Raw genomic sequence first — 26,089 nt, 5'->3', positions numbered from 1 at the left:
AAAATAAAACATTGTTTTTATTGAAAATGATCATCTCGCACTCGCCATATTTGGTAAATATATTTCCAAGTTGTAAATGTTTTTACACTGTAAGCCCAATTTTGATAAACCATGGCTGATAAGTAAGCCCGGGGCGGGGCTGTTACAGTACCAAAACAGCTTGATATGTTCAGGAAGTTTGGCCTTAACTGCTTGTAAAGCTTGCTCTCTGTCTGCCCATGCTCGCTTTTTATCTTCTTCTGAAAAGATATGAAATTCGACTTCAGCCTTTTGACACAACGCCATCAGTGCAAGCAATGTGTTTTGATAACCCTGTTTAGTATCATTTAAGATAACAGTCTCAAACGACTTATATTTATGCCCGCCAGACCCGGAAAGTTTGATCGGTATCGTTTGGTTCAAAGTAGCCGCATCCTGCGGGATAATCAGACGCTGTCAACCAGAGAACTTTGCTCTGTATTCTATAGGTGTTAAACCTTTATAGGCCCGGAATTGTCGATTGAAATTCGAGAGATTTTTATACCCTGTCATTTGACAGATATAACTCACCTTCAGGCCGGAAGTTTCCAGCATGCCGGCAGCATGACTTAATCTTATTTTTTTGAGCCTCTGACTAAACGTTTCACCAAAATGCTTTTTAAAGATCCGGTTGACTGTTCGCTCACTACAATAAATGTGTTTTGCCAGATCAGTCAGCGAAATATCTTTTGAGTAATTTCGATCAAGATAAAGGGACAATGCCTCAACCCGGTCTTTTTCTGACTCGAAATGAACACGCTCAGGCGAGCTGAGAATCACCTGCGCCTTATCTTGTATCATCAGTGAAAATACCCGGAGCAGTACAGATAGCTGCTCAAGGCTGGATGTTTTATAGTCGATTTGACGGATTACATTTTTCACTTCAGACGCAGTGTGCTGAGAAAAGAATATCCCGATATCATGACCGAATATATTGGATAGTTTTCTCATCTCACGACAATGAATCAACATGTTAGACATCCACTCTTTTTCAATCCACAGGCTGTACCTCTCCGGCATCATATCTTTGGAATTCACTATGTCTTTGGAATTCACATCTAAGCCTTTTAAGTCATGAGAAACATTCGGCGGAATCAAAAACAGTGAGCAGGGAAATACTTCCATATCAACGCTTCCTATTCTGATCATCCCGCTGTAATTGAAAAGCAGCAGCAGTTCGTATTCACGATGAAAGTGAGCCTGAGTTGATACCAGGGGCGATTCATCTAAGTGATGTCTCCATGAATAACCTGGCCGGATTAAACTTTTTGCTGGTATAGGTTTCATGAATCTCAACGCTCATATCAGGTCAATCAATTTTGGCGTAATCATATCAGTAAATGTCCATATAGTGCACCAAACAACCCAATTTCCGGCCAATAATACATATCAGGGCTTAGCTAAACTCCTATAAACAATATTTATGATTAACAGTAAGTTACAGGATTTTCATCATGAAAAACTATAAAAAATTCATCTTTGATATGGATGGAACACTTGTTGACTCAAAGGAGTCAGTCGAAAAAGCATGGTGCGTGTGGGCGAATGAGCATGAGATTGATGTCAACAGCATTCTGGCGATATCTCATGGTCGTCCTGGTGAAGAAGTGATCAGAGAAATCATGCCGCACCTTGATATCAAAAAAGAGGCAGCTAAGCTGGAAGTCACTGAATCAGAGCATGTGAATTCGGTAAAACCGGTTCCGGGTGCCATTGAATTCCTGAGCCAGCTGCAAGATGAGGACTGGGGGATATTTACCTCTGCTCCCAGAGAGTTAGCAATTCAAAGATTGAAGGCCGCTTCGGTTCCTGTGCCTGAAATATTGATTACGGTTGAAGATATAACCAACGGTAAACCACACCCTGAAGGATATGCGCTGGCAGCTGACAGACTGGGGGCTGAAAGCAACCAATGCTTAGTATTTGAAGATGCACAAGCCGGCATTCAGTCCGCTGTCAATGCAGGCTGTGATGTCATCAGAATATTGGCAGCAGCACCAGATAATCATCCTGTCGCTGATTGTCTTACAGTTCAGGACTTTTTTGATGTATCCGTCTGCCTTAACGGAAAAAAAATCACTTTAAAGTGATGAACGTGTTAACAAGGTACAGAGCTTCAGCGGTATATACCCAAGTGACCTGAACAGGCAGGTTGTCCGGGTATATTCCTGAATCAGATTTAGTGCTGCTCCACAATAATTTTCTCATGCTTATCTGTATCAATTTTAACTTTCCCGCCAATCGGGAAGCAGATATGTGGCGTCGTATGCCCGAAACTTACATTATATAAAACCGGCATGGTTGATAGTTCTTTTTTCGTCTGAAGTATTTTCAATAATTGTTGTTCAGACATAGCAGACTTTAATTGAAACTTACCAATCACAAGTCCTTTCACGTTACAGAAGTCTTTCTGATGAATTAATGACTGTAAATCTCTGTCAAAATTTTCAGGGAAAGTTAATTCATCATCTTCAATAAACAAAATTGTATTATCTAAAGATGGCATAAATTCACTTCCCTGTAATAAATTAAAAGTACATAAATTACCACCAATCAGGGTACCTTCGGCCTTTCCTTCATTCAATATTTTTATTCCATCATCATTGTAGAATTTGCGTTTATATTGGTCGAGAAACCATGGATCATCACTCCATGTTCCGGGATTGTTGATTGCGTATGGCGCATCAGAGAATAAACATTTTTTAAGGTATGCCAGTGTAAAATCAATCCCTTTTAGCATACCTAAAGTAGAATACGCCGGGCCGGAATAAGCCACCAGTCCCGTTTTGTGATAAATCGTGTTTGACAGTGCAGTGGTATCGGAATAGCCACAGATGATTTTTGGATTATTTTTTATCATTGAATAATCGATATATTTGAGTAACTGATTGACGTTATGTCCGCCAATCACCGTGAATATCGCTTTTACATTCTTATCCAGAAAAGCATCATGCAAATCTTCTATTCTTTCCTCAATTGAAGATGATGAGAATTCATCCATCACTTCGCAATTTTTGGAAAATGTTAATTTAAGTCCTAATGCCTGAAACCGTTGACTGGCAATGGATCGGGTTTCTTCACTGATGATGCCCAGGCTTCTTGATGGTGCCAGCACTCTGACCTGATCATGCATGCTTAATTTATCCGGAATGATCATCCCTGTTCTTTTCCTTACTTAACAGCCCTTAATCATGATGAGGATACCGGTTTTTCAGCCATGATGGAAACCATCCGATAAACATCGCCCAGACCGGCCAGCCGAATGCTGCCGTCACAGTATGACCGGCTCTGGCCCGGGCTTCAGAGATTAAACATCCGAACCCACTTGATGAGCCAGTCACCATCACGACTTTTTGTGACATATTCAACTCCTTTAAATCATGCCACCATTAGCCCGCAAAACCTGACCATTGATCCAGCCACTGTCCGGACCGGCTAAAAAGGACACCACAGCGGCAATATCTTCCGGTGTACCTAATCTTTCCAGCGGGTTCATCTTCGCCATGCGATCAACCAGCTCATCAGATTTTCCTTTCAGGAACAGCTCAGTCGCTGTCGGACCTGGTGCGATGGCGTTTACGGTGATGTTTTTACCCCGCATTTCTTTGGCCATGATGGCAGTCAGCGTCTCAACGGCTGCTTTGGTCGCCGCATACACACCGTAACTTTCCAGCTTCAGCCCGACCACGGAGGTGGAGAAATTCACCGCACGACCACCATGCGCAAGACGGACCGCAGCTTCTCTCAGCGTATGAATGGTGCCTTTCAGGTTAATATCAATCATCTTGCTGACATGCACATCACTGACGTCAGCTAACGTTTTCAGTTCCATCATCCCGGCATTGTTTACCAGCAAACTGACCTGCCCCCAGGTGGATTCCACAAACTCAAAGAGTTGCGAAACCGCAGCTGCATCAGACACATCCGCCTGAAAAGCCATCGCCTGACCACCGGATGATTGAATGCCCTGCACGACTTTGTCAGCCGCCTGCGCATTCCCTGCATAATTGACAACGACCCGGAAGCCATCGCTGGCAAGGCGTTTTGCGATTTCTGCACCAATGCCTCTTGAAGCACCGGTGACTATAGCGATTTTGGTTCGTTCTGACATGTTTGTATCCTTTGATTGAATGGCTGTTTACATCGCAGACAAACTTATCACTTCTTCATAAACGGATAATCAGCTAATATTTAGTAACAGTATCCGGAAAAAACGAATAATCAGGCGCAGAGAACGATCATGGACAGAATTGACACAATGAAAGTCTTTACCCGGGTCTATGAAAGACGGAGCTTCAGTGCTGCGGCAGAAGATCTGAACCTCCCCGCTTCGACCGTTTCTGACGTCATCAAAAAGCTGGAAGCAAAAATAGGTGTGGTATTGCTGGAACGGACGACCCGTCAGGTCACTCCGACGATTGATGGTGATGCGTTTTACCATCGTTGCCTGTCGATCATTCAAGACGTCGAAGACGCAGAAACCTTCTTATCCGGTGCCAAACCCAAAGGGGCCTTGCGGGTCGACGTCCATGGCACGCTGGCCCGGCATTTTCTGATGCCAAAACTGCCTGATTTTCTGGCAAATTATCCGGAGATTGATTTATTCCTCAGTGAAGGTGACCGGATTGCTGATGTAATCCGGGAAGGGATTGACTGTGTGTTACGGGTGGGAAATATTCAGCCACAGGAGCTGGTGGCGAAACAGATTGCCACACTCGAAGAAGTGACTGTCGCTTCACCGCAGTATATTCAGAAATTCGGTTTGCCTTCAGATTATCAGGCGCTGGAAAAACATCAGATGGTCGGCTTTCGCGCCACCGGGAGCAGCACGCCGATGCCTTTGGAATTTTGTATCGGCGGCAACACACACACCCTGTCAATCAATACATCTCTGACGGTTAATTCAGCGGAAACGCTTGTCATGGCTGCGTGCAACGGGTTAGGGATTGTGCAGGTCCCCCGCTACCATGTGGCGCAGGATATCAGCGAAGGGCGCCTGATACCGATGCTGGAAGACTGCCCGCCAGCGCCTTCGCCGGTTTCGGTGCTTTACCCGCGCAACCGGAAATACGCATCCCGGGTGAAAGCATTTGTTGACTGGCTGGGTGATGTTTTTTAGCTGCGCCGGTGAAATTTATCCCCGGCCGGGAAGATAGCGGCGAATAGCGGCTTTTGGCGCACGCGCTCCAGTCACTTTTTGCTGGCACAAAAAGTCACCAAAAATGCTTCTTTTGGGTTCAGCGCGCGCGGGCCGGCACGTATTTGGAAGCGCGTCCTGCGCTCCAAATACTGAAAAATCATCGTGATTTTTCTCCTTGTTGGGACTATCTCTCTTTAATTTCAGATATCTGTCATTTTATGAGAATAGTTATCTACCATAGTAGGTAATTGAGCCCATTTGATGAATTAGATGTTCAAAATATAAAAATTGCTTTGCTTGCTCTTCAATTGATAATTGCTTAAATATAGCTCTCGCAGCAGGAGAAAAAATACGGATATATCCTGAACCATTAACAGCTATATATGTAATATAAAAACCAGACTGCACTGGAACGACTTGAGTATTACCGCGACTAGACCAATAATAATTTTCACCGTCTCTGATTATCTTCACTTTGTATTCAGCACCCTGTGATTTATTTAACAAACTTGTGCCTGATGAGTGTTCATTGGTTTCAATCTTCTTGATAGGATAGCCCTCAAATACAATTTCTGAAGCATTCGCTATCGGTAGAAATATAAAAATCATTCCGATAAAAAATTTGAACATATTTATCCCTTACATAATGTCACGTCAATCCATATCCTCAAAATGCCATAACTCTCCCTTCATCAATAAATATAATTGACCAAACACCCATTAACTCAAATGCACTTGCTCACTTAAAGCGGATACTTTGAACATACACGCATAATTTTTGTGGACTTCATTGATCATCTTATGATGGATGTGAGCAAAGGTGAGTTTGCAAAGGGTTTTTATCAATGATGCTTATATTCGATATGTATTCCCACGGAGGACCGTGGGAACAAGGGTTAAAGACAGCAGAAACAAACAAAACACAGCCAAATTGATCGCTGCTCAAAGGAGGAATTTTCAGGGAGAAAGTTTCAGATTTGTCAGCGCAGGGACGCGCTTATAAATCGGTCACGACCCACGCATGACCAAGCAAAAAAAGACGTTTTTGGTTCCTTTTAGTAAACCTCGTTCCCACGCTCCGCGTGGGAATGCATACCTGACTTAGAAGTGCCACGCAAAGTTCTGCTCTTGTACTATCCCCGGTTATCATCCAGTGCATAATCCGCAATAAGCGAATTGAATATAATGGGGATTCATGGGAAGAAGTCGATACAAAATCATGCATCAGGGTGCGCCTCATTTTGTAACCCTGACAGTTTTACACTGGATACCTGTTTTCACCCGTCCACAAACCGTCAACATTTTACTTGATTCACTCTCTTTTCTAATGCGTGAAAACATGAAAATACACGCTTACGTCATATTAGAAAATCACTTACATATGGTCGTACAAAGTCAGCAGTTAGATCGGGATATTGCTCGGTTTAAATCCTATACAGCCAGGCAATTGATCTTGTATTTAACTCAGCATAAAGCCAAAACGATACTCGACCAGTTAGCGTTTTACAAAAAAGCACATAAGAATGACCGCGCTTATCAGTTTTGGCAGGAAGGAGCATACCCCGAATTAATACAAGGTGATGAAATGATGCATCAGAAGGTTGAATATATTCACCAAAACCCGGTTAAAAGAGGCTATGTCGATAAAGCGACTCACTGGCGTTATTCAAGTGCTCGTAATTATGAAGGTGAAACAGGACTCATTGATATCTGCCAATCATGGTAATTTTTAGCTCGGTATGCATTCCCACGCAGAGCGTGGGAACGAGGTTCTCTCATGATCGATGTGAGCAAAAAACCCAGTCAATATCTGCCAATCATGGTAATTTTGGGCTCGGTATGCATTACCACGCGGAGCGTGGGAACGAGGTTATTTCATGATCGATGTGAGCAAAAAAACCAGTCAATATCTGCCAATCATGGTAATTTTTGGCTTGGTATGCATTCCCACGCGGAGCATGGGAACGAGGTTATCTCATGATCGATGTGAGCAAAAAAACCAGTCAATATCTGCCAATCATGGTAATTTTTGGCTTGGTATGCATTCCCACGCGGAGCATGGGAACGAGATTATCTCATGATCGATGTGAGCAAAAAACCCAGTCAATATCTTCCAATCATGGTAATTTTTGGCTCGGTATGCATTCCCACGCGGAGCATGGGAACGAGGTTATCTCATGATCGATGTGAGCAAAAAAACCCAGTCAATATCTTCCAATCATGGTAATTTTTAGCTCGGTATGCATTCCCACGCGGAGCATGGGAACGAGGTTATCTCATGATCGATGTGAGCAAAAAACCCAGTCAATATCTTCCAATCATGGTAATTTTTGGCTCGGTATGCATTCCCACGCGGAGCATGGGAACGAGGTTATCTCATGATCGATGTGAGCAAAAAAACCAGTCAATATCTGCCAATCATGGTAATTTTTAGCTCGGTATGCATTCCCACGCGGAGCATGGGAACGAGGTTAAACCCACCAATGAAACCACAAAACAAATCTGGGACTTTCAGAAAGAAAGTTCCAGATTTGTCGATGCAGGTGCGCCACAAACCATCCCACTGAAGCAAAAGACAGCAGAGACAAACAAAAGACAGCAAAAAACAGCAAACCATTAAAAAAAAGAATGCCTCCCCGCCGACAAAAGCCCCTCCTGCATCATTTGCTGTGCTTTCTTAATCCCCAATGCCAGCTCTGCCATTGAGACCCGCTCCCGATCCTGACTCATCACCTTGAGTGCCGCGTAGCGAACGATATTAATGATTTCTGCGCCACTGAACGGATACTCACAGGCCAGCTGATGGAGATTGATATCCGGGGTGCGTTTTGCCGGTGGCAGTGCGTTTTCCCACAGCGCCAGCCGCACACTTTCATCCGGCCTGGGAAAATAAACCGTCGATTCAAAACGCCGGAAAAATGCCTCGTCTAAGTTATCCTGTAAATTCGTAGCCAGAATAATAATGCCGCCAAAACTCTCGATGCGTTGCAGCAGATAGGCCACATTCTGATTGGCAAACTGATCATTCGCGCCGCTGGTCTGTACCCGCTGGCCGAACAGGGCATCCGCTTCATCAAAAAACAGCAGCCAGTGATGACGCTCTGCCTGCTGAAACACCTGCTCCAAATTCTTCTCAGTTTCCCCGATATATTTTGAGGTCACCGCGCCGATATCAACCCGGTATACCGGCCGGTTGGTCCGCTGACCCAACAGGGTTGCCGTCAGAGTTTTACCCGTGCCCGGCGGGCCGTAAAACAGCGCCCGGAAACCCTCGCGGATTTTACCGGCCAACTGCCACTCCTTTCCCAGCCGTTCGCCATAGCTCAGCCATAACTCAATCTCATCCAGATCCCGGTACACAGCCTCCGACAGCATTAAATCGTGCCAGCATAATGCGGTTTCAAGCCGGGTCGCCAGATGATTGATCACCGTCGGCCGGGCAGGCATGTCAGGCAGCAGGAGCTGCTGTAAAACCTCCGGCCGCAGTTGCAGCCGCTGCCACAACACCGGAGTCGCCTCCGGCGAATTATCCCGGATCAGCCACTCTCCCGGCTCTGCTTCCCCGGATAACAGGCGCATCACCTGCAACCGGCTTTGCAGCGGGTCGCCGCCGAGTAAAAAACCCAGCGTGTGTCCGGTCGCCCGGACGATGCCGTCATACTCCACCAGACCAAATTCAGTATAAGGCCGCTGGGTCTGTTCATTGAGCTGAAGCAACACATCAAACAGTGCAGGTGCCACTTCAGGAATCATGGCAAGACAGAGCGTCAGGCGGGTTCTGGCATCACACCCCTGCTGCGTGACAAAAGCGCCGTAAGGATCGTCCGGCACAATATCCGGCATCCCGGCCTCGATTCCGGGTAACAACTGTTCTGACAGGCGGGCGTGAATCAGGCTCTGGCACCAGCTGAGTTCAGGACTCAGCGCCTGCCTGACAGGTTTCAAATCATTGATCCGGAAAATGGTGTTTTCATCTCTCATGCAAATTCAGCTCAGGTCAAATAAAACGACTTTACTGATTTGATGGCGGCAACTATAGGACAAAACGGGGGGTCTTGCAGTGAAAATACCCAGGTTTTCAGCTCCGGAATATTCATATGTGCGCAACATGACAAATATGCGCTGCCAAAGCCCGGCCTGTATTTGCCAAAGAACTGATTGTAACTAAACCCATAACCTAAAGTGATTATATGACAACTCAACTTTGGCAAACAGGAATCAATGATGAAGACAAATAAACGCAATCCGCTATCGCGCTGGTCTGTTTTATCCATGATACTCATTCCGCTGGCAACCCATGCCATGGATAAATTGCCGGCGGTCGGCGCAGAGATCAGCAACACATCGGTCTCCGGCTTATCATCCGGCGCATTTATGACCACACAGTTCTTAGTCGCGCATTCCGCCATTATGAAAGGTGCCGGAATTATCGCTGGCGGGCCTTACCTGTGCGCGCAATCCTGGCCGACCAGTACTTACCTGGAAAATGCGATGAACACCTGTATGAACCCGCTGACCAAAAGCGCCGGGCCAAACATACCATTGCTGGTCAAAAAAACCCGTCAGCTGGCCGCAGAGGGAAAAATCGATCCGGTAGAAAATCTGAAGAAAGATCATCTGTATCTGTTCAGTGGCAGCAGCGATAAAACCGTCAGCATGCTGGTCATGGATCAAACACAAAACTTTTATCAGTCACTGGGCGTAGAGGATATTCTTTACAAAAACGATACCAATGCCGGTCATGCCATCATTACAGAAAATGCCAAAGACAGCACATGTAGTGCGACCAAACCACCTTTTGTAAATAATTGTGGGATTTCACTGGCTGAAAACATTCTGAACAAAATATATTCCGGACTGAATACCAGCGAACTTAAACCAGAGGCTAAACCAGAGGCTAAAGCGGTACCGTTTGATCAATCCGAATTCATCAAATCACCTTATACCAGCATGGATAAAACCGGTTATGTCTACATCCCCGACAAGTGTAAAGAAAAAGACACCCGGTGCAGTATTCATGTGGTTTTCCACGGTTGTGAGCAGGGTGCAACAGTCATTAAGGATAAATACTATAACCAGACCGGTTATAACGCCTATGCCGATGCCTACAACCTCATCATGCTCTACCCGCAGGTTCATCCCTCGACCGAAAAGCCCTACAACCCGAAAGGCTGCTGGGATTTCTGGGGATATTCTTCACCGGATGACCCGAATCCGGACTACTTCACTAAAGATTCACCACAAGTCAGTGCTGTCTATCGCATGGTCGAACGCCTGAGCAGCAAACCGACTGATTATTAATCCAATAAAACCCATCACATGGAGAGAATATATGTTTTATCTGATGCCTTTTCAGCAAGACTGGTCACGGGTAACTGAGGCAATGAAGCACTGGTTTGATTTTCAGCAGCAATCGGTCAAAGAACTGACCGATTTTATGGCGGCGATGTCACCACAAAAAGATATGGCACAAATGATGTCGGAATTAAAAGAAGCCAGTGCAGGTCAAAATGCCTTTGCCTTGATGAACTTCTGGCTTCAGCCGGAGAAGCACCACCAGGCCGTGATGGAGCTGTTTGAGATCTTCCAGGCGGTCGATCAACGCCTGAGATCCAGCCAGAATCATGCCACCAAAGTCTGTCTGGAGAATGCGTCCGGCACCAGTGTGATGCTGCACCAACAGAGCAACTCACCAAAACTGCTGGCCGATTTACTCGAACACCAACTGGATACAGCCAAATCACTGAAAGGTGATCAGGGGGAAATGCTGGGTGCATTCGCCGCACTTCAGGTGGCTTTAAAAGCCTGGACCTATCGCCAGATCGCACAGGAAGAACAAAGCACACCGGCAGAAGTAGCCGTGGAATAAAAGGGGACAATACCTGAGCAGTGGTCAGACAGACCGGCGTCTGTCCCTATCAGCACGATAAGGAGGCGATAAGCGCCTGTCCGTTAAAAGCGTAACCTGCAAAAAAAGCGATGCTCCGGCGTCGCTTTTTTATTTCAATAACTGATGCCGAAGTGATACTGAATTCAGGCGGACGGCTCCCTTATATTGAATGAAACCGGCACAATCATTCAAATTGTTGTGAACTGTCCTGCGGTTGTCACAATGTCGTTTTTGACCGGTTACTGTCCAAGAAAAAACAGAACCGGGTCGCCATGAATCAGTTGCTTCACACCGGATCAGACGCTCTCCGGGATGAGAAATATTTTATTTTCCATAACGGGATTATCCGCCCGGTGACACAGGGCAACAGTGATCAGGTTTATCCGACGATGCCTGCTATATGGCAATGCGGCATATCAAAGTGAAAGAGCTATGGATCAAAGGCGAGCACTGCGATTTTATCGCTGAAGAAGCACAGATTCTGGCGAAACAGGCCTGCTGATAACGGTGAATGAACCGGACGATGAGCCGCTCATCCGCGGATCTTTTTCCGGTTTTTTCAGATGCTTTCTGTACCAGAGACTAAGCCTGAGCAGGGCCGTTTGCCCTGCATTCAGGTCTGAGCCGTTGTGTGCTGATGTGTATTGCTGTGCTGATTTGTATGGTTGCGCTGATATTTCTGATGCCGGGCACGAAACTGACCCGGCGAACTGCCGAATTTCTTTTTGAACGCAGTAGAAAAGTTATTCGCATCGGGATATCCCACCCGGTAAGCCACCTGCCGGATATCATAATAAGTCCGCAGCAGATAATCTGCCGCTCTTTCCATCCGGCGCTCGTATAACCAGTAAAAAATAGTACAGCCAAAAGCCTGCTTAAACGCTTTCGATAAGGTGGTCCGGTTCGTATGCATCTGCCGGGCAATCCGGACCAGCGTCACCGGCGCTGCCAGATGTTGCAGCAGGTAATCAGCCGTTTGCTTCGCCAGATCATCGCCGGGCTGATCCGCAAACAGTGTATAAAATCCCGGACTGGTCCGGTACGGGGTCAGGCCCTGATGACAAGCTTCCTGCAACAGCAGGCTGTATTCAATCCGCATCATCACTTCGTGAGGGTCAAACGGATAAGTGACACAATCAATCGCGCCGTAACGCAGCACTTCTCCCCGCTGCCCGCTGTTTCCCTCAATCACAGCCAGCACCGGCGGCACCGCAACCTGCTGATGATTCATCTGTTTATGCAGCAGTTGACAGGCCGCACGGATATCACGAATTTTGCCATAGGTTGCATCAGCCAGAATCACATCGGGCGCCAGATCAATCACCCGATCAACCAGTTTATCCAGACTCACCGGAAAAATTTTCACCGGCTGATCAATTAAATTTTCACAAAGTTGCATCGGCACCGTCTGATGACCTGACTGCACGATGATGCGATAAGGCGAATCTTCCATCCATCTTCCTCCTGAGTGCAATATCGACCTGCGCCCGCAGTCAATTCATTTCAGAACCCGTTTCAGTATCCGCTTCAGCGTCTGAATCAAACACTGCGACAGCTAATCCGGACATACCAGAGTCTGTTGACCCAGAGAAAGACGATAATCGGAGGACAGGCAAAAATCCCGGCCGGGACGATGAAGAAATGCGTGCAATTCATGATAAAACGGCATCTTCAGGATATCGGGTATTAAAGGACAATATACAATCGCCATTTTCTTTCCGTTTCTTGCAACATGTCATCAGTTCCCTCGCTCAAATCACGGATTCGTTTACACAGGCAAAGACATTGTTGCAGCAGAAAAAGAACCCAACATGTCGCTCTCGTACAGTTATACCTAATCCGCAGAGACCAGCCACCGGAGAGAGGTCATGACATCCACAACCACAGACACTGCATCAGAAGGTTCACAAAAAAATTCACCAGAGCAATCAGCGAAAAAGCCGGATAACATAGTAGCCAAAGCCCGCCACGACTATGAATCCGAACTGAGCTGTGCGATTGAGGAAGTCGATCTGATTTTGAGTTACCTGTGTCGCAAAGGGATGAAAATTCCGCCCGATATCGTTCAGGACATCTTAACGACCAAACAGGCTTTTACGGAAAACGGCAAAGTCTCCGTCGCGGAAGAATCCCGCTTCTGGCAGTGCTATTGCGCGCTGGCGGAACAAATCAAACCGGCCACGCTAACCAGTGTCAAAGAAACCGCCCCGTCCGGCTTTTGGCAAAAGCAGCACAAAGGCCACTATAAGCGGGTCAAACGAGTTCCGCTGTATTACGGCATGGCGATCTGTCTGCTGATTCTGATTACCGTCATGTTGCAGTCTTACTATATGATTGGCCTTGATGTGTTAAATAAATCAGACAAGCTGTTTGAGTCTCAAAGTGACCTGCAACAGAAGATCTCGCAATTAACCAGTCTGCCTCAGGACTCGCTGTCAGAGGAACAAAAACTGCAGTTGAAAAGCCTCACCCGGGCAGAGAAAGAGACGGGGCAGAAGTTTGAATCTAACCGTATTTTTCTTTATCAGTGGAATACTGTCTGGCGGCTTGGCATTCAGCCTCAGATCCATTTCTCGGAATATGATGACTTCATCTATCACAAACAACTGAGTGCCGCCCAAAAACAAATCGAACAGCTCAAAACCAAAGAGCGCTCCCGGCAGGTTACCCGCCAAATAGCCCGTTATCAGAAAGTCGTCGATAAACTCACCTCTGAGCGTCAGCTGCAAATATCCAACTATTTATTCTTCGGCGCGCGCATCTCCGCCGGTCATATGATTGATTTACTCGAAGGGTATATTCTGCCCCTGCTCCTTGGATGTCTTGGTGCATTTACACTGGTGCTGCGTTCGATTTATCAATCATTTAAACAAGAAACCTTTACCGTTAAAAGCTGTCTGGACTACAACCTGAGAATACTTTTAGGCGGTGTCATGGGCATTTCCAGTGGTATGGTATTCAGCAAAGATCAGGCAGCCCTGACCGCAGAATACTCCCCGATGCTGATCGCTTTTCTGATTGGCTATAACGTTGAGATCCTGTTCTCACTGATGGACAACCTGGCCAGACGTCTGTCCCAAACCGATATATCCGGTAAACGAATGTCCTGAAGAAAGAGACGCCATTTGTCTGATCCAAAGGTCACGCAAGAGAAAGGCACCTGAACACGGTGCCTTTTTCATTGACTTCATCCTGAGGCGGAAAGAACAGTACAGGCAGGATTAATCCTGTAGTGCTGCTTTCATCGCCGCGCCCCACGACCCGTCCGTATCGCTGTCAATACACCAGCCCATGACACCGCCAAAGCCAATGCCCGCTGCTTTCGCCTGTCCCAGAATCGCTGTCAGTTCTTCCGGAGACAAATACCCGCTTCCGCCCAAATCATCCGTTGAAACAGGTTTACCAACATACAGTTTTTCTGCCGGAATCCCCTGCCGCTGACTGATGCTGGTGATCGACGTCGGGTTCGCATAATCCTCGCCACTGTCATTGTAGGTTGTCGCAAACATCGAATCATAATTCTCATAACTTTGATAAGCCCAGGTGCCCTGGTTGTAGTACTGAATATAAAACGCATCAATCCGGCCCTGTGTTAGCGACTCCAGCGCCGCATATCCGCCTTGTCCTGTGAAATATGGACCTTGCGGCGCATGGGAAATATACAGACGATCTGCACCAGCCACACTCAGGCAGGCATTCGTTGCTTTTGCCAGCCATGCCAGTGAATCATTGTTCATCTGAATATTTTCGATATCAAAATCAACCCCGTCAAAACCGTGTTGAAGGGCAAATTTTGCAGCGCCTGTCCCGAATGCTTCCGCACTGGCTAAGTCATTCACCTGTGGGTGAAAGGTTGAACCGCCGACACTGAGCAGACAACGCTTGCCTTGTTTTTTCACCAGTTCAACCAAAGCAGGATTACCTGCCGCCGAAGCCGCAGCGCCGAATACCCCTTCTTCCGGGCTGACCCAGAAAGCAAAAATCACCACATCATAATCTTTTGCTTTGGTTTCAATTTCCTGTTGCGTCACGCTACCGTTAAAGTAGCCAACCACGTATTGTTTACTCATTTTTTTCCCCTTGAATTCACTGCTGGTCATTTAAAAAAGCAACCGAGAATGACAAGACCAGCAAAAACATGGCCTTGTCATTTATTTACACAAATATGGATGAATAGAGAGTATGTGCCAGCCTGCGCTGTTTATCCGGACTTAAAGCATACCCAGCAGCGTCGGACCAAACGTTTTTGCTGCACTCAGCAGGCCACTGCCCAGATCGCCCCAGAAGCCACAGGCTTCGGCACCCGCACCCGCAGCATGAGAAGAGTAAACAGTCCGTTCAACCGGTTGAGATTGCATTGGTAGTTTCATAATTAATTTCCTCGCTTTGATAATCAACAAATGAGGCAGCTTCAGGCTTATCCTGTCACGGCTGCTGCCGGGCCGTATGCAGGCATTCGCTGAATGCCTGAAAATCTGAGCTAAACCGAAGTGACACTGACGGGCGCATGCCACTGTTCGATCTGACCGACGATAATAGGAGTAATCGCACTGACATCGACGGTAATGGCATACGTCGTCGAGGCCAGCGTGGTATTGCCGGGGTCAAAGAAAGTGAGTTCGACATCGCGCATTTCGGAGTGCTGTCTTTGAATTTTGGATGGTTTGACCTGATAGCTGGTAAATTGCAGGTTGTTTTCAGCCGCTTCGTTCACCACATCAGCCACCGAAATAATGTTATAAATCGCGTAGTTCAGTGCCCTTTCTTCCGGCGACTGACCCCGGTTGACCGTATTGATATATAACCGGTTCAGCAGACTCTCAAGCTGCTTTCTGAAATTATCACTGCTCTGACGGCCATGTGAATAAGCATCGATGAGTGCCTCTAAAGTCCAGTTATTCATGCCGTAGGCCACCGGCGAAACAGATTGAATCGCGTTGCCGTTCAGCAACCGGGTTTCCCCGGAGATATATCCCGGCAAAGACATCCGCATCACATTGTTTTTATTCTTCAGGCTATCTTCATAGGTTGTTTTAATCTCACTGAATAACCGTTCTGCATTGTTATTTGTGCCGTCTGCCCGGTGTGAAACCGCCCGGGATAATTGTTTATATTTCGCCACATCTAACCCGACATTCTCAGCCAGAAACGCTGCCAGTTCGAAATAGATGCTATCCGAAAACGGCACCATACCCGGTGTAATACTGTATACAGGCGTGGCATTCATACTCAGAATCCAGATGAGCTGGCTGCTGTAATAGAGATTGGTCGCATTGCCGCTGCTATCGTGCCACAGTAAAAAACCAGCCATTGATAGTTCTGAATAGGGTGAGTCCGGAAACATGGTCTTCATCACTTCAGGCAAATGACTGTGCCATTCTGAGAGCGCAGCTTTAAACACATCCTGATTGGCTTCTATCCCGAAGTTATAAGAAGGCTGACCAATCGCCAGCACCAGCTGACAGTTCTCAAACGTCGGAATATTGCCCTGATTCACAAACGGGTTATAAACGGAAGCCGGTTTGACTGCACCTGATGCTGCCGCCCTCACGCCGGAGTAGTGCATATGATTCTGAGAGGCCGGTGCCGGGCTGTTAGCATTATTCCGGATTGCTTCATGATTACAGGGAATATTGCTGCCCGGAGCATCATCAGACTGAGCTGCACAGGCACCGGCCTGAGTCACACTGACGTCATCCGGCGCTGACGCAGGGATGGCATGGGATGGTTCGGTCGTATGCGCCGGACCACCGTCTTGTCCGGAAGAAGCCGGAGAAGCATTCGGGTCGGAGAAAGTATCTTGATTCATAGCGAAAGCCTTATCGTTGAGATGGTTAGAAGATATAACTGCTGCTAAAGCCGTTCCGGATTCAGGCGTACCAGCCTGAGCCGGAAATCCGGAACGGCAGGTGTCGATCACTTGTTCCAAATCTAATTTTCCGGCCAGAACCCGGGCCCGTTCGGGATGATCAGAGGCCAGTGATGGCGTTGCGCAGTCAAGCAGCAGCTGACGGATACTTAACATGTCAGACATGCCATATTGTTGCTGCCAGCTGGCGATCAATGCGGCAATACCACTCACATAGGCCGTCGAAAAGCTCGTACCGCTCATGGTACAGGTTGAAAATCCATCCCCGTCGACACAGGCACCCAGCGCCTGTTCCCCGGTGATGGTAATACCGTGTGACGACGCGGCCTCATGCCAGTTGCTGAAAGCCGAAGGCAGCCCTTTTTTGTCCAGAGAGCCCACAGCTAACACCGTTGGGTAACACGCGGGCGCGTGTAATACATTGCTGCCGTCATTACCAGTCGCCGCAATCACCAGAACGCCCTGCGCTTCACACTGTGACAGCGCATCAGCCAGACAGGGCATGACTTCACCACCTGCCGCCATCCGCTCGCCACCACTGATATTGATCAGATGCGCACCATGATGTAATGCATTCAGCACACCACGGGCAATATCAGCCTGGCCGCACGGATAGAGCCCGCCTCCGGCAGTTTCATGATAAAGATCGTGGAATAAATACCGACAGCCCGGTGCAATCCCCTTCACGTTCCCCTGATGCCCGGCGGCGATCAGGCTGGTGACAAATGTGCCATGCGATGAGCGCGCCGGCCTGTCACTGCTCCGGTGAATATAGTCATATTGCATCCCCTGCAGATCCGGATGCCCGGGATTGACCGGCCCATCAAGAACCGCGACATGGATTTCGGGCCTGCCCTGCGTGATTTCCCACAGCGCATCCAGCCCGTCAATTTCCGGCTGATTGATTTGTTGCTCTGACGAAGATGAATTCATGATATTCGGGTGCTCACAAACAACGACTGATTGAATACTTTGAGCTTATCTGCAAGGACGTAAAGAGAATTGGTGAAAGCGGGTGAATATTCAGGATTAACCGGGATCTATCCCCAAGCAACCTGAAGATGCAGGATTCAGGTTGCTTGGGGATATAACTTTCGAAGGAACAAACGCATGCTGATCCTCAGCATGCGTCGTGAGTATCAGGATTACTTTTTTGTTCTGATGATCCGGCGGCTGACCGCGGCGGTGGTTGCATTGCCGGAATCCATGATCGACTGAATACCCAGCCCGTTCGATGTCTGTTGCATCACTGCGGTTTGTTGCTGTCCGGTGGCCAGGTTCTGGCCGGAGGCAGATAAAGACTGGCTGCTCAGCGTCATCACACTGGCGCTGGCCATGGCCGGAGAAAGGAATTCAGTAAAAGTTTCATCAGCCTGTTGCGGCGCTGATTCAAGTGACAACGTCACAATAGCTTTCCAGGCATATGACCACAATCGATTCACATAACGGGTCGGCTGAAACTGAAGGACTATCGGCTGACGCGGCTGTACCAGCGCAGAAATATCTTTGTTCAGAACACGCTGATAGGCCTGTGTATGATTGCCGGTTGTGATTGAATCTGTTCTCATGCCGTTAATATACAGATCAATATATTCATTGGCGGCCCCCAGGTCCCCTTGCAGATCAATCGCAATTTTAGCAGCGTCAAACGGATATAAGGGTTGAAAGGTAATGATCGCCGGTTCACTTTCACCAGCGGTGATCGCCAGTGTTTGACTTTGTTGTTGTACATTACTACGGGCTCTGACTGTCATAAAAAATCCTCCGGTTATTTCAGTCCAGCTTAAAGCAATACTCCCACCAATAACCGGAGAAAACAGTCAGGTAACTTGGTCAATGGATGTAAATACAGTGTCTGTCCTTACTGCTTTTATGTTCCTTTTCAACCGCCTGTCCTGAATATCATCCGAAATATAAATACATACAGTCGATAGTCGCGATCTATCCCGCCCTTAACCATTATTAACTTAGTAGCATAAAAGGAGTAATCTAATCAGGAATCGTCAGGTGGAAGGGATACCGCCATAACAACACCCGCTTCACCTGCTCTTTGTAAACACAACGAAGGAAGACAATCATGAACCGCATCTGCCCCATCATGGGCTTACTGCTGCTAGTAACGAACGTTTCTGTATCAGCTGGAACACAAACCACAGCAGCAACAAAAACAGCAGAAAATACTAAAGAGCAAACCACATCAGAAAACGCTGAAGAGCAAACCACACAGAAAAGCACTGAAGGGCAAACCCCGTCAGCATTAAGTCAAACCTGGCTGAGTACGTTTGAGCTGGGGTATAAACGGCAAAATGACTATGATGATGAAGGCAACCGGACGTTTAACAAAAACTCTTATATCGCCTCTCTGAATGTGAATGGCCGTTGGAATTATAACGATGGATTTCTTCCTGATGATTGGTACTTTAGCTGGCTACCAGATGATCTACTTCATCTCGAAACTGGTGTTATTTTCTCTGAAGCTCCATCCGCTGAAGAAAAAACCAGCATCAAGCCAACGACATTTAATACAGTCACACATTCTGTTGATGCCTACACCGATCTCACCTTAGGCAAAAACATGGATAACTATGCCACTTTTAATGTCGGCCTGAAACTGGGCCTGCGCACTCTGGATAACGCCGTCAGCAGTGATGAACTCGCCCGCTACTGGGGCCCTGGCGTTGAATTTAATGTTTACAGTCAGGATATCAGAGAAGGCCGCAACACCCGGCCCAGAGGCTCACTCAAAGCCTATTGGACCCGGTTCTCTGATTATGGCACGCGAAGCGGGCAGAATGTCTGGCTGATTCAGGCCCGCTTTAAACTGGCAGAGAACAAACCTTATATTATTTCGTTAGATGCGGAACTGGACAAAAATGAACGGGATAATTATTCGGTCTCTTTTATTGTCCGGCAGGATACCGATGATCTGCTGAAGTTCTTCGGCTTTTGAGTAAGTAACCTGAGGAAATCGATATCATTGGGCGTGATTCCTTTAACACAGGAATCACGCTTTTGTTTTGAGTTACCAGCTATAGCGTCTGTCCCCACTATTTTTTCAGTTATAGCGTCTTTCCCCATTAATTTCTCTTCTGGTGCAATAGTGCCTGTCCCCACTGATTTTCTACCACCCGCAGTTTTCTCTGTATTTTCAGCCGGATTCACCAAGAAGCTCCCCGGTGGCCTCCTTATTATCTACAGGCAAGCTTCGTTCAGGTGATCTGATGTCATCCGCGATGAAGTCAGCCAATCAGAATAAAGTGAGGTGTGCATCCATACGTCACTTTTTCATTTTTTATGAGGAATGTGCCTTTTGAACAGGCATTTTCCACTTTTATAAGGAGAGAGCGATGTCCGGATTAGCATCCATGGCACAACAGTTTAGCGGCTTACCGATGAAATCTCTGATCGGCGCCCCCCTGAAAGCAGCGACCGACGCAAACGGCATGATGTCCCGTGCCCAGACCCAGTTTCTGTTAAGCACCTGTTTTGATCAAAAAGATAATAACCTTGAGCCGATAATGATCTCTTTCAATATCACCCGCTCTATACTCAATCAGGATGGGACCGATGCATCACCATCGACAGCAAGCGTGAAATTTACCCTGCCGCTGCTCACCATTATCCCGCTCAATTCCCTGGCTGTTGACGATGTCAAAGTACACTTTGAGATGGAAGTCAAAAGCTCTACTTCCACGGATAACGAGTCCAGTAAGGAGCAGGAAACAGCCGCAAAAGCAGACATTACCGCGAAGTATAATGCGGGTCTGTTCTCAGTGGAGGTACATGGTTCCGTATCACATAACAGCAAATCCACCTCATCACAGAAAGAACATTACGAAGCATCGAATCAGGCAAAATATGAAGTGGATGTCCATGCCGGGCAGTTGCCTCTGCCAACAGGTGTCACCACGATTATCACGGCCTTTACCAAAAATATTGATCCCATCATGCTTAAAGGCGGCGACAAGAATGACACGAAATCATGAGAGTAATCTTCATGTAATCACCAATATATGATGACCTGAATCATTCACCGGAAGAAAAACATGATTGAGTTTCAAGCATTAATGCGTGCCATACACCATGGCGCAAAAGACGCTGCCAAAGCTGTCGAAGGGGAAACGATAGATTTTATCCGGCGCTTTTTCGATGAAGTGCCGAATGAAAGCTATGTGCACGATGACCAAACACCCCCCGCTCTGCGGCCTAAGACCTGCGCCATGCAATTCCCGGGGCGTTCAGCAGAGGGGGTCGAAACGGTCACCGTCAAAGTACCTTTGCTGGCGCTGGTGCCGATCTCCTCTCCCCGGATTACCGAAGTCAAGTTCTCTGCTGATCTGGAAATCAGTACGGATAAAGACGATAAACTGATGGTCTCTTTTCCGTCGCCGAAAAAAAACAGTCTTTTAACTGCCAAGTCTCCGGCCAACACCACACCGAAACAAGGCAATGCGCAAGTCGAAATTACCCTGACCGGGCACGAACCGCCAGAAGGACTGAAAAAGCTCATTGAAGGATATGAGCGGGCACTCCGATCGCAGATTCCGGGTTAAACCCATCACCATCCACTTACAATCATAAGGTACAGAGATGGCCAGCAAACAATTAGCAGATCAGTTTACCGGACTGCCAATGAAAACCTTAATTGGTGCTCCGCTGAAGGCTGCCACAGATGCCAATGCGATGATTGCACAGGCACAAACACAGTTTTTACTCTCAACGTGCTTTGAAAAAGTGTCTGAATACAGCGCAGATCTCCGCCCCATCATGGTGACATTTCAGCTCTCCCGGCAAATTCTGGATAATGACGGTCAGTTAAGCAAAAACCCGGCGACCATGAATATTTCGATTCCGCTGATGACTTTAATTCCGATCAATTCACTGGCGGTCGAAACGCTGAAAATCTCCTTTAATATGGAAGTAAAAAGCTCGCAGGAGCTGAGCTGTAAAACGTCTTCAAAACAGAATCACCGTCTGACTCAGAAAGGTCTGGATCAAAATAATCAGTCGGATGGATTTGATGTCGAACTCTACGGCACATTATCCAGTCAGTCCGGCAGCCAGCAAAAATCCGCCGCAGGAACAAACTACGAAGTCACCCTTGAAGCAGGACAACTGCCACTCCCCCGTGGCGTGACGACCATACTGGATATTTTTGAGAAAAACCTCGCCCCCATACCAGATAAAAATTAACCCCAGAAAAAGGAAACGATGATGAGTATTCAATCGAAAATCGACTGTCCGGATTGCGGTACACCGATCCATTTTGAGTCAACACTCCTGCTGGCAGGAAAAAAATTCAGTTGCCCGAATCCCGACTGTCATACGTCAATTTCTCTGGCACCCTCGGAAGTCAGTACCGTTTCTGAAGCATTTGGTCAGTTCGAAAAAATCCGCTCTACATGTATTCAGCAGGCGGAAAAAACTGAGTAGGATGAAATCATTCGGACAGCTGTGGCGTCGGCTGTCCCTGTAACTTCACAGTCTTTTCCAAAACAATCAGGACAGATGAGTTAGTTCAGGATCTGTCCTCAAAAACCGGCTTTCCTCTAAAGCTTTTATCCCAATCAGCTCTCATTTATATGCCTGTTTTTAAAAGTATCATCCTGGTTCAGTGGCGCATTTCTGCGTCAGGATAATTTGAAAGGTGGGTACATTCCTGCATTCTCTTTCCTTGAACTGCATCTTTCGGCTGCACGCTCAATCATGCATCTTCAGGTTGATTGGATATAATTAACTTATCCGCAACACCAGTGCGGTGGCGCCTGCAACCAGCCACCAATACAAAAGAGGACCACTTCCCTATGTATGATGCCACTGTCATTGTCGCCTTTTACAACAATGTCGATGCTCTAAGCTGTATTATTCGTGCGCTTGAGAAGCAACCGGATAACTTCGAAATTATTATTGCTGATGACGGTTCAACTCAGGATAACGTCAACAAAGTGAAAGCTATCATTGCTGCAAGTCAGAAAGCCGTGACGCATGTATGGCAGGAAGACAAAGGGTTCAGAAAGAACAGGTTATTAAATAAATGTATCCGCGCCGCACAAAGCCCTTATATGATTTTTATCGACGGAGATTGCATTCCTCAGGAACATTTTGTATTTGATCATCTGAGTAACAAAGAAGCGCATACTTTTCTCAATGGCAGGCGTGTGAACATCCATGCAGATATTAAACATGACCTTTATCAGGACGCCCACCCCCACCGTTTTTTTGCAACGAATATCATCCGGCTGTTTGCTAGATACCTTATAGGATATGGTAAACATATAGAGAAAGGCATCCGGATTACCGCATCATGGCTGGCAAGCTACATCAATCGCCGGGAAAGAGGATTGCTGGGATGCAATTTTTCAGCTTATAAGGCCGATTTAATTTCAATTAACGGATTCGATAACCGGTACGAAACACCCGGCACCGGAGAAGATACCGATCTTGAATTTCGTTTATTAGGGGCAGGCATGAAGAAGAAAAATATTCTCCATCAGGCGGTAGTGCTTCATATCATGCACCCCCGCCAAAAGCTGAGACCAGAATCCGGGCTGATTTTCGCAGAAACACGCAAAAACAATCAAATCATCGCGATTGATGGCTACGAACAAGCCCATTTACAGGATTAGCGCGTTATCTTTAGTGCCTGTCCTCAAAATTTTTTAGTCCTCAGAATTTTGGGATACTTTCCATCCATAGAAAGTATCCCGGGGCGCACCAGCGCCTCACCACACAGAATCACAGCCGGGTTTACCCGGCTTTCCCCCGCGTTTCAGTCAGCCGGCGAGCTATCTCATTGACATCATGACGGGCGAACAAATCATCCAGATTAACTGACAATTTCCGCCGCCAGTTCGGATATTCATCCACCGTTCCGGGAATATTGACCGGCTTATCCATTTCCAGCCAGTCTTCAAGCTGAACGCTCAACAACGCAGAAGCGCCCGCCGCCAGATGCAGATGCAAAGCCTGATTCAGCGCATGACTCATCGGCACCGTTGTCGCATCCATACCAATGCCTTCCGGCAGGTTGCCATGCCAGTTTACGCTGTAGAGAATTTCCTGCTTACAGCGCAACCGGTTATCAAACAGACCTTTCAGCTGTTCTTCGTCCGGATACAACCCCAGCTCACGACCGGTTTTTAAATCTTCACAGTGCCAGAAGCCACGCATAGTCGGCATATCATGGGTACATAGCGTTGCCATCGACTGAGGCACATAATGTGCCGGAGAGAAATAACCACCATCTTTTGACGTTTCGAAGAAAAAGACTTTGTAAGAATGAATCCCGGCATCAGCAAGAATATCGACGATCTCATCCGGGACTGTGCCTAAATCCTCACCAATCACCGCGCACTGATAACGGTGTGATTCCAGCGCCAGAATCGACAGCATGTCGTCAACCGGATAATACATATATGCGCCATCGACGGCGGTTTTCCCTTCAGGAATCCACCACAGCCTTAATAATCCCAGCACATGATCAATCCGCAATGCACCGCAATGCTTCATATTCGCCCGTAACAACCGGATATAAGCATCATATGCAGTGGCCTGTAGTTCCTGCGGATTAAGGGGCGGCAATCCCCAGTTTTGCCCGAGCGGCCCCAGCACATCCGGTGGTGCACCGATACTGACATCCTGAACCAGACTTCCTTTATCAGCCCAGGTTTCAGACCCGGAATCAGCCACACCAACCGCGAGATCACGGTACAGACCAATCGACATTCCCTTCTCTTTCGCCAAAACCTGCGCTTCATTAATCTGACTATCGGCGATCCATTGTAAGTACATATACAAATGCACCTGATCCCGCTCTTCTTCAATAAACTCTTGCACCGCAGCACTGTCATAATGGCGGTACTTCTCCGGAAAAACCGGCCAGCCCCATACCTGCGGGTCTTCATTGTGCAGCCTGACATGTAAAGCATCAAATGCAGCCTGATGAAGCAGGCTTTCGCCGCCAGCTTCCACAAACGCAAGAAATGCATCCGCCCGATCGCTATTCTGATTCAGATGACGGGACTTAAATTCTTCAAATAACAGAGGCAGCACTGTCATTTTCAAACTGGCAACTTCAGAATAATTCACCCAGTGCTCTTCCCTGACTTTCTTCAGTCTGCGCTGAAAATCCACATGACCGACAATTTGCTGTGCTTTGGCACTGAGCACAAATTCAGGCACAGAACTGACATCGATATACAAAATATTCAGCCAGGAACGGGATGACGGACTATACGGACTGGCACCTTCAGGATTAGCCGGAAACAGGGAATGTATCGGATTCAGTCCAATGAAATCACCACCCCGGGTCGCAATTTCTGCCACCAGCTGTTTCAGATCCCCGAAATCACCAATCCCCCAGTTATGGCTGCTGCGCAAGGTGTACAGCTGAACACTCGGTCCCCACATTTTTTTATCTTTCAGCAGATCATCCTGCTTATAACAGGATTGCGGCGCAACAATCAGCGTCATACTGTAGGGTGATTTTCTCCGTTTACGGGTCACCGTTAACTGGTGATATCCCCAGGACAACATCGGCAACTGAAACACCAGCGGCCCGCCTTCTTTCCTTTCATCACGAATAATCTGGGACTGAAGGTATCCTTCTAACACCTCGCCCTGTTCCGTTTCAACCCGCCAGCAGAACTCACTCTCTCTGGCACTCACACCAAGGTGAAGATCAATTTCGATCGGCTGATCATTACTCTTAATCACCTGCACCGGCGCCAGAACATCTTTCCTGTGCTTCTTTTCTGCTGACTTTAATAACTGTTCATCACTTGATGTATCGTAGCCCAGAGATGTCAGCAGAGAACGAATCGTCTCATCAGAGACAAGCGTGTCTTCTCCCCACGCACTAATATAGTTATCAGAGATATTTGCTATTTCAGCAACTTGCTTTAATGCTGATTTTTTTGTCATGTTTTACTCCGAAGATGTCATTACCCCCGGCCATCGGACAGGGATAAGATAAAAATCCACTCAGGCAGAAGTCTGCGCTTTTCACCGTACGGCTCCGGGAAAGCAGGTTTCCGTATCGCTGCGTTCACGGAGAATGAAGCATCACGGCCTAAAAAACAGCAAACCACTGTTTGAATAGTCCTCAGTTTTAATGTTAGTCAGCCGGAGTCTCCGCTCCGGCTCTTTACAGTGACTGATTATTGGCCAAAGG

General features: G+C 47.2%; 27 protein-coding genes. 13 read left to right on the top strand and 14 right to left on the bottom strand.

Annotated features, from left to right (window positions below; all coding sequences use genetic code 11):
* Positions 1-30: 30 nt before the first annotated feature.
* Both OC443_RS21445 and OC443_RS21440 read right to left on the bottom strand, forming a co-directional pair.
* Complete coding sequence (locus OC443_RS21445; RefSeq protein WP_073584815.1) at positions 31-402, bottom strand: hypothetical protein; 372 nt, start codon at positions 400-402, stop codon at positions 31-33.
* 33 nt (positions 403-435) lie between these two features.
* Positions 436-1,305 carry an AraC family transcriptional regulator gene (locus OC443_RS21440; protein ID WP_073584813.1) on the bottom strand — a complete coding sequence of 290 codons (870 nt, stop codon included), beginning with the start codon at positions 1,303-1,305 and terminating at the stop codon, positions 436-438.
* Positions 1,306-1,472: 167 nt separating this feature from the next.
* Between OC443_RS21440 and OC443_RS21435 the strand changes: the two genes are divergently transcribed.
* Positions 1,473-2,108, top strand: a complete 636-nt coding sequence (locus tag OC443_RS21435; RefSeq protein ID WP_073584811.1) for an HAD-IA family hydrolase — start codon at positions 1,473-1,475, stop codon at positions 2,106-2,108.
* An 89-nt stretch (positions 2,109-2,197) separates the two neighbouring features.
* Here OC443_RS21435 and OC443_RS21430 read toward each other — a convergent pair whose 3' ends face one another.
* Genes OC443_RS21430 through OC443_RS21420 form a run of 3 tightly spaced genes read right to left on the bottom strand, consistent with a single transcriptional unit; the run spans position 2,198 to position 4,129 of the window.
* A complete protein-coding gene (locus OC443_RS21430) occupies positions 2,198-3,175 on the bottom strand; it encodes a S66 family peptidase (RefSeq protein WP_200796955.1) in 978 nt (325 codons plus the stop codon).
* Positions 3,176-3,203: 28 nt separating this feature from the next.
* The gene (locus OC443_RS21425) at positions 3,204-3,380 is read right to left on the bottom strand and encodes a hypothetical protein (RefSeq protein WP_159440351.1); all 177 of its coding nucleotides are present in this window, start codon (positions 3,378-3,380) and stop codon (positions 3,204-3,206) included.
* 11 nt (positions 3,381-3,391) lie between these two features.
* Positions 3,392-4,129, bottom strand: coding sequence for an SDR family oxidoreductase (locus tag OC443_RS21420; RefSeq protein ID WP_073584809.1), 738 nt, complete (start codon positions 4,127-4,129; stop codon positions 3,392-3,394).
* Between the two features lie 129 nt (positions 4,130-4,258).
* Between OC443_RS21420 and OC443_RS21415 the strand changes: the two genes are divergently transcribed.
* Positions 4,259-5,137 carry a LysR family transcriptional regulator gene (locus tag OC443_RS21415; RefSeq protein ID WP_073584807.1) on the top strand — a complete coding sequence of 293 codons (879 nt, stop codon included), beginning with the start codon at positions 4,259-4,261 and terminating at the stop codon, positions 5,135-5,137.
* Positions 5,138-5,386: 249 nt separating this feature from the next.
* On the opposite strand, the gene OC443_RS21410 is transcribed toward OC443_RS21415, so the two are convergent.
* Complete coding sequence (locus OC443_RS21410; protein ID WP_073584805.1) at positions 5,387-5,788, bottom strand: hypothetical protein; 402 nt, start codon at positions 5,786-5,788, stop codon at positions 5,387-5,389.
* A 565-nt stretch (positions 5,789-6,353) separates the two neighbouring features.
* On the opposite strand from OC443_RS21410, the gene OC443_RS21405 reads away from it, so the two are divergent.
* Both OC443_RS21405 and OC443_RS21400 read left to right on the top strand, forming a co-directional pair.
* On the top strand, positions 6,354-6,884 hold the full coding sequence (locus tag OC443_RS21405) for an REP-associated tyrosine transposase (RefSeq protein ID WP_073584803.1): 531 nt from the start codon (positions 6,354-6,356) through the stop codon (positions 6,882-6,884).
* Positions 6,885-7,598: 714 nt separating this feature from the next.
* Positions 7,599-7,778: a hypothetical protein gene (locus OC443_RS21400; RefSeq protein ID WP_073586088.1), complete on the top strand. Its 180-nt coding sequence runs from the start codon at positions 7,599-7,601 to the stop codon at positions 7,776-7,778.
* Here OC443_RS21400 and OC443_RS21395 read toward each other — a convergent pair.
* On the bottom strand, positions 7,775-9,139 hold the full coding sequence (locus OC443_RS21395) for an ATP-binding protein (protein ID WP_073586089.1): 1,365 nt from the start codon (positions 9,137-9,139) through the stop codon (positions 7,775-7,777). The genes OC443_RS21400 and OC443_RS21395 overlap by 4 nt on opposite strands.
* Positions 9,140-9,379: 240 nt before the next feature.
* Between OC443_RS21395 and OC443_RS21390 the strand changes: the two genes are divergently transcribed.
* Together OC443_RS21390 and OC443_RS21385 are read left to right on the top strand one after the other, a co-directional pair.
* Positions 9,380-10,459 (top strand): extracellular catalytic domain type 2 short-chain-length polyhydroxyalkanoate depolymerase, encoded by a 1,080-nt coding sequence (locus OC443_RS21390; RefSeq protein WP_200796984.1) that lies wholly within the window; start codon positions 9,380-9,382, stop codon positions 10,457-10,459.
* A gap of 31 nt (positions 10,460-10,490) precedes the next feature.
* Positions 10,491-11,027, top strand: coding sequence for a hypothetical protein (locus tag OC443_RS21385; RefSeq protein ID WP_073586090.1), 537 nt, complete (start codon positions 10,491-10,493; stop codon positions 11,025-11,027).
* A 634-nt stretch (positions 11,028-11,661) separates the two neighbouring features.
* Here the strand turns inward: OC443_RS21385 and OC443_RS21380 are convergent.
* Together OC443_RS21380 and OC443_RS21375 are read right to left on the bottom strand one after the other, a co-directional pair.
* Complete coding sequence (locus tag OC443_RS21380) at positions 11,662-12,501, bottom strand: helix-turn-helix domain-containing protein (RefSeq protein WP_073586091.1); 840 nt, start codon at positions 12,499-12,501, stop codon at positions 11,662-11,664.
* Positions 12,502-12,603: 102 nt separating this feature from the next.
* On the bottom strand, positions 12,604-12,759 hold the full coding sequence (locus OC443_RS21375) for a hypothetical protein (RefSeq protein WP_159440378.1): 156 nt from the start codon (positions 12,757-12,759) through the stop codon (positions 12,604-12,606).
* Between the two features lie 157 nt (positions 12,760-12,916).
* Here OC443_RS21375 and OC443_RS21370 point away from each other — a divergent pair, with 157 nt between their 5' ends.
* Positions 12,917-14,158 (top strand): hypothetical protein, encoded by a 1,242-nt coding sequence (locus tag OC443_RS21370; RefSeq protein ID WP_073586092.1) that lies wholly within the window; start codon positions 12,917-12,919, stop codon positions 14,156-14,158.
* 111 nt (positions 14,159-14,269) lie between these two features.
* Here OC443_RS21370 and OC443_RS21365 read toward each other — a convergent pair whose 3' ends face one another.
* The 4 genes from OC443_RS21365 to OC443_RS21350 form a co-directional block, all read right to left on the bottom strand.
* The gene (locus OC443_RS21365; protein WP_073586093.1) at positions 14,270-15,118 is read right to left on the bottom strand and encodes a glycosyl hydrolase family 18 protein; all 849 of its coding nucleotides are present in this window, start codon (positions 15,116-15,118) and stop codon (positions 14,270-14,272) included.
* Positions 15,119-15,259: 141 nt separating this feature from the next.
* Positions 15,260-15,418, bottom strand: a complete 159-nt coding sequence (locus OC443_RS21360) for a hypothetical protein (RefSeq protein WP_159440379.1) — start codon at positions 15,416-15,418, stop codon at positions 15,260-15,262.
* Between the two features lie 110 nt (positions 15,419-15,528).
* Positions 15,529-17,850: a S8 family serine peptidase gene (locus OC443_RS21355; protein WP_073586094.1), complete on the bottom strand. Its 2,322-nt coding sequence runs from the start codon at positions 17,848-17,850 to the stop codon at positions 15,529-15,531.
* A 212-nt stretch (positions 17,851-18,062) separates the two neighbouring features.
* Entirely contained in the window at positions 18,063-18,671 is a 609-nt protein-coding gene (locus OC443_RS21350) for a RebB family R body protein (RefSeq protein WP_073586095.1), read from the bottom strand.
* A 323-nt stretch (positions 18,672-18,994) separates the two neighbouring features.
* Between OC443_RS21350 and OC443_RS21345 the strand changes: the two genes are divergently transcribed.
* The 6 genes from OC443_RS21345 (at position 18,995) to OC443_RS21320 (ending at position 23,543) form a co-directional block, all read left to right on the top strand.
* Positions 18,995-19,867 carry a hypothetical protein gene (locus tag OC443_RS21345; RefSeq protein ID WP_073586096.1) on the top strand — a complete coding sequence of 291 codons (873 nt, stop codon included), beginning with the start codon at positions 18,995-18,997 and terminating at the stop codon, positions 19,865-19,867.
* A gap of 397 nt (positions 19,868-20,264) precedes the next feature.
* A complete protein-coding gene (locus OC443_RS21340; RefSeq protein WP_073586097.1) occupies positions 20,265-20,903 on the top strand; it encodes a DUF2589 domain-containing protein in 639 nt (212 codons plus the stop codon).
* Between the two features lie 60 nt (positions 20,904-20,963).
* On the top strand, positions 20,964-21,470 hold the full coding sequence (locus OC443_RS21335; protein WP_073586098.1) for a DUF2589 domain-containing protein: 507 nt from the start codon (positions 20,964-20,966) through the stop codon (positions 21,468-21,470).
* A gap of 37 nt (positions 21,471-21,507) precedes the next feature.
* Complete coding sequence (locus OC443_RS21330; RefSeq protein ID WP_073586099.1) at positions 21,508-22,110, top strand: DUF2589 domain-containing protein; 603 nt, start codon at positions 21,508-21,510, stop codon at positions 22,108-22,110.
* A gap of 18 nt (positions 22,111-22,128) precedes the next feature.
* Positions 22,129-22,350 carry a hypothetical protein gene (locus OC443_RS21325; protein WP_200796985.1) on the top strand — a complete coding sequence of 74 codons (222 nt, stop codon included), beginning with the start codon at positions 22,129-22,131 and terminating at the stop codon, positions 22,348-22,350.
* Between the two features lie 290 nt (positions 22,351-22,640).
* Entirely contained in the window at positions 22,641-23,543 is a 903-nt protein-coding gene (locus OC443_RS21320) for a glycosyltransferase (protein ID WP_262021787.1), read from the top strand.
* A 121-nt stretch (positions 23,544-23,664) separates the two neighbouring features.
* On the opposite strand, the gene malQ is transcribed toward OC443_RS21320, so the two are convergent.
* Positions 23,665-25,839 carry a 4-alpha-glucanotransferase gene (malQ, locus tag OC443_RS21315; protein ID WP_073586102.1) on the bottom strand — a complete coding sequence of 725 codons (2,175 nt, stop codon included), beginning with the start codon at positions 25,837-25,839 and terminating at the stop codon, positions 23,665-23,667.
* Between the last annotated feature and the right edge of the window lie 250 nt (positions 25,840-26,089).

Source organism: Vibrio quintilis (assembly GCF_024529975.1).
Classification (GTDB): domain Bacteria; phylum Pseudomonadota; class Gammaproteobacteria; order Enterobacterales; family Vibrionaceae; genus Vibrio; species Vibrio quintilis.
This window is presented reverse-complemented; position numbering and strand designations above follow the sequence as displayed.

What these genes read in the sequence shown, in the direction of transcription:
- OC443_RS21440 (WP_073584813.1), bottom strand. Translation starts at nt 1,305, where the DNA reads ATGAAACCTATACCAGCAAAAAGTTTAATCCGGCCAGGTTATTCATGG.
- OC443_RS21435 (WP_073584811.1), top strand. Translation starts at nt 1,473, where the DNA reads ATGAAAAACTATAAAAAATTCATCTTTGATATGGATGGAACACTTGTT.
- OC443_RS21430 (WP_200796955.1), bottom strand. Translation starts at nt 3,175, where the DNA reads ATGATCATTCCGGATAAATTAAGCATGCATGATCAGGTCAGAGTGCTG.
- OC443_RS21425 (WP_159440351.1), bottom strand. Translation starts at nt 3,380, where the DNA reads ATGTCACAAAAAGTCGTGATGGTGACTGGCTCATCAAGTGGGTTCGGA.
- OC443_RS21420 (WP_073584809.1), bottom strand. Translation starts at nt 4,129, where the DNA reads ATGTCAGAACGAACCAAAATCGCTATAGTCACCGGTGCTTCAAGAGGC.
- OC443_RS21415 (WP_073584807.1), top strand. Translation starts at nt 4,259, where the DNA reads ATGGACAGAATTGACACAATGAAAGTCTTTACCCGGGTCTATGAAAGA.
- OC443_RS21410 (WP_073584805.1), bottom strand. Translation starts at nt 5,788, where the DNA reads ATGTTCAAATTTTTTATCGGAATGATTTTTATATTTCTACCGATAGCG.
- OC443_RS21405 (WP_073584803.1), top strand. Translation starts at nt 6,354, where the DNA reads ATGGGAAGAAGTCGATACAAAATCATGCATCAGGGTGCGCCTCATTTT.
- OC443_RS21400 (WP_073586088.1), top strand. Translation starts at nt 7,599, where the DNA reads ATGCATTCCCACGCGGAGCATGGGAACGAGGTTAAACCCACCAATGAA.
- OC443_RS21395 (WP_073586089.1), bottom strand. Translation starts at nt 9,139, where the DNA reads ATGAGAGATGAAAACACCATTTTCCGGATCAATGATTTGAAACCTGTC.
- OC443_RS21390 (WP_200796984.1), top strand. Translation starts at nt 9,380, where the DNA reads ATGATGAAGACAAATAAACGCAATCCGCTATCGCGCTGGTCTGTTTTA.
- OC443_RS21385 (WP_073586090.1), top strand. Translation starts at nt 10,491, where the DNA reads ATGTTTTATCTGATGCCTTTTCAGCAAGACTGGTCACGGGTAACTGAG.
- OC443_RS21380 (WP_073586091.1), bottom strand. Translation starts at nt 12,501, where the DNA reads ATGGAAGATTCGCCTTATCGCATCATCGTGCAGTCAGGTCATCAGACG.
- OC443_RS21375 (WP_159440378.1), bottom strand. Translation starts at nt 12,759, where the DNA reads ATGGCGATTGTATATTGTCCTTTAATACCCGATATCCTGAAGATGCCG.
- OC443_RS21370 (WP_073586092.1), top strand. Translation starts at nt 12,917, where the DNA reads ATGACATCCACAACCACAGACACTGCATCAGAAGGTTCACAAAAAAAT.
- OC443_RS21365 (WP_073586093.1), bottom strand. Translation starts at nt 15,118, where the DNA reads ATGAGTAAACAATACGTGGTTGGCTACTTTAACGGTAGCGTGACGCAA.
- OC443_RS21360 (WP_159440379.1), bottom strand. Translation starts at nt 15,418, where the DNA reads ATGAAACTACCAATGCAATCTCAACCGGTTGAACGGACTGTTTACTCT.
- OC443_RS21355 (WP_073586094.1), bottom strand. Translation starts at nt 17,850, where the DNA reads ATGAATTCATCTTCGTCAGAGCAACAAATCAATCAGCCGGAAATTGAC.
- OC443_RS21350 (WP_073586095.1), bottom strand. Translation starts at nt 18,671, where the DNA reads ATGACAGTCAGAGCCCGTAGTAATGTACAACAACAAAGTCAAACACTG.
- OC443_RS21345 (WP_073586096.1), top strand. Translation starts at nt 18,995, where the DNA reads ATGAACCGCATCTGCCCCATCATGGGCTTACTGCTGCTAGTAACGAAC.
- OC443_RS21340 (WP_073586097.1), top strand. Translation starts at nt 20,265, where the DNA reads ATGTCCGGATTAGCATCCATGGCACAACAGTTTAGCGGCTTACCGATG.
- OC443_RS21335 (WP_073586098.1), top strand. Translation starts at nt 20,964, where the DNA reads ATGATTGAGTTTCAAGCATTAATGCGTGCCATACACCATGGCGCAAAA.
- OC443_RS21330 (WP_073586099.1), top strand. Translation starts at nt 21,508, where the DNA reads ATGGCCAGCAAACAATTAGCAGATCAGTTTACCGGACTGCCAATGAAA.
- OC443_RS21325 (WP_200796985.1), top strand. Translation starts at nt 22,129, where the DNA reads ATGATGAGTATTCAATCGAAAATCGACTGTCCGGATTGCGGTACACCG.
- malQ (WP_073586102.1), bottom strand. Translation starts at nt 25,839, where the DNA reads ATGACAAAAAAATCAGCATTAAAGCAAGTTGCTGAAATAGCAAATATC.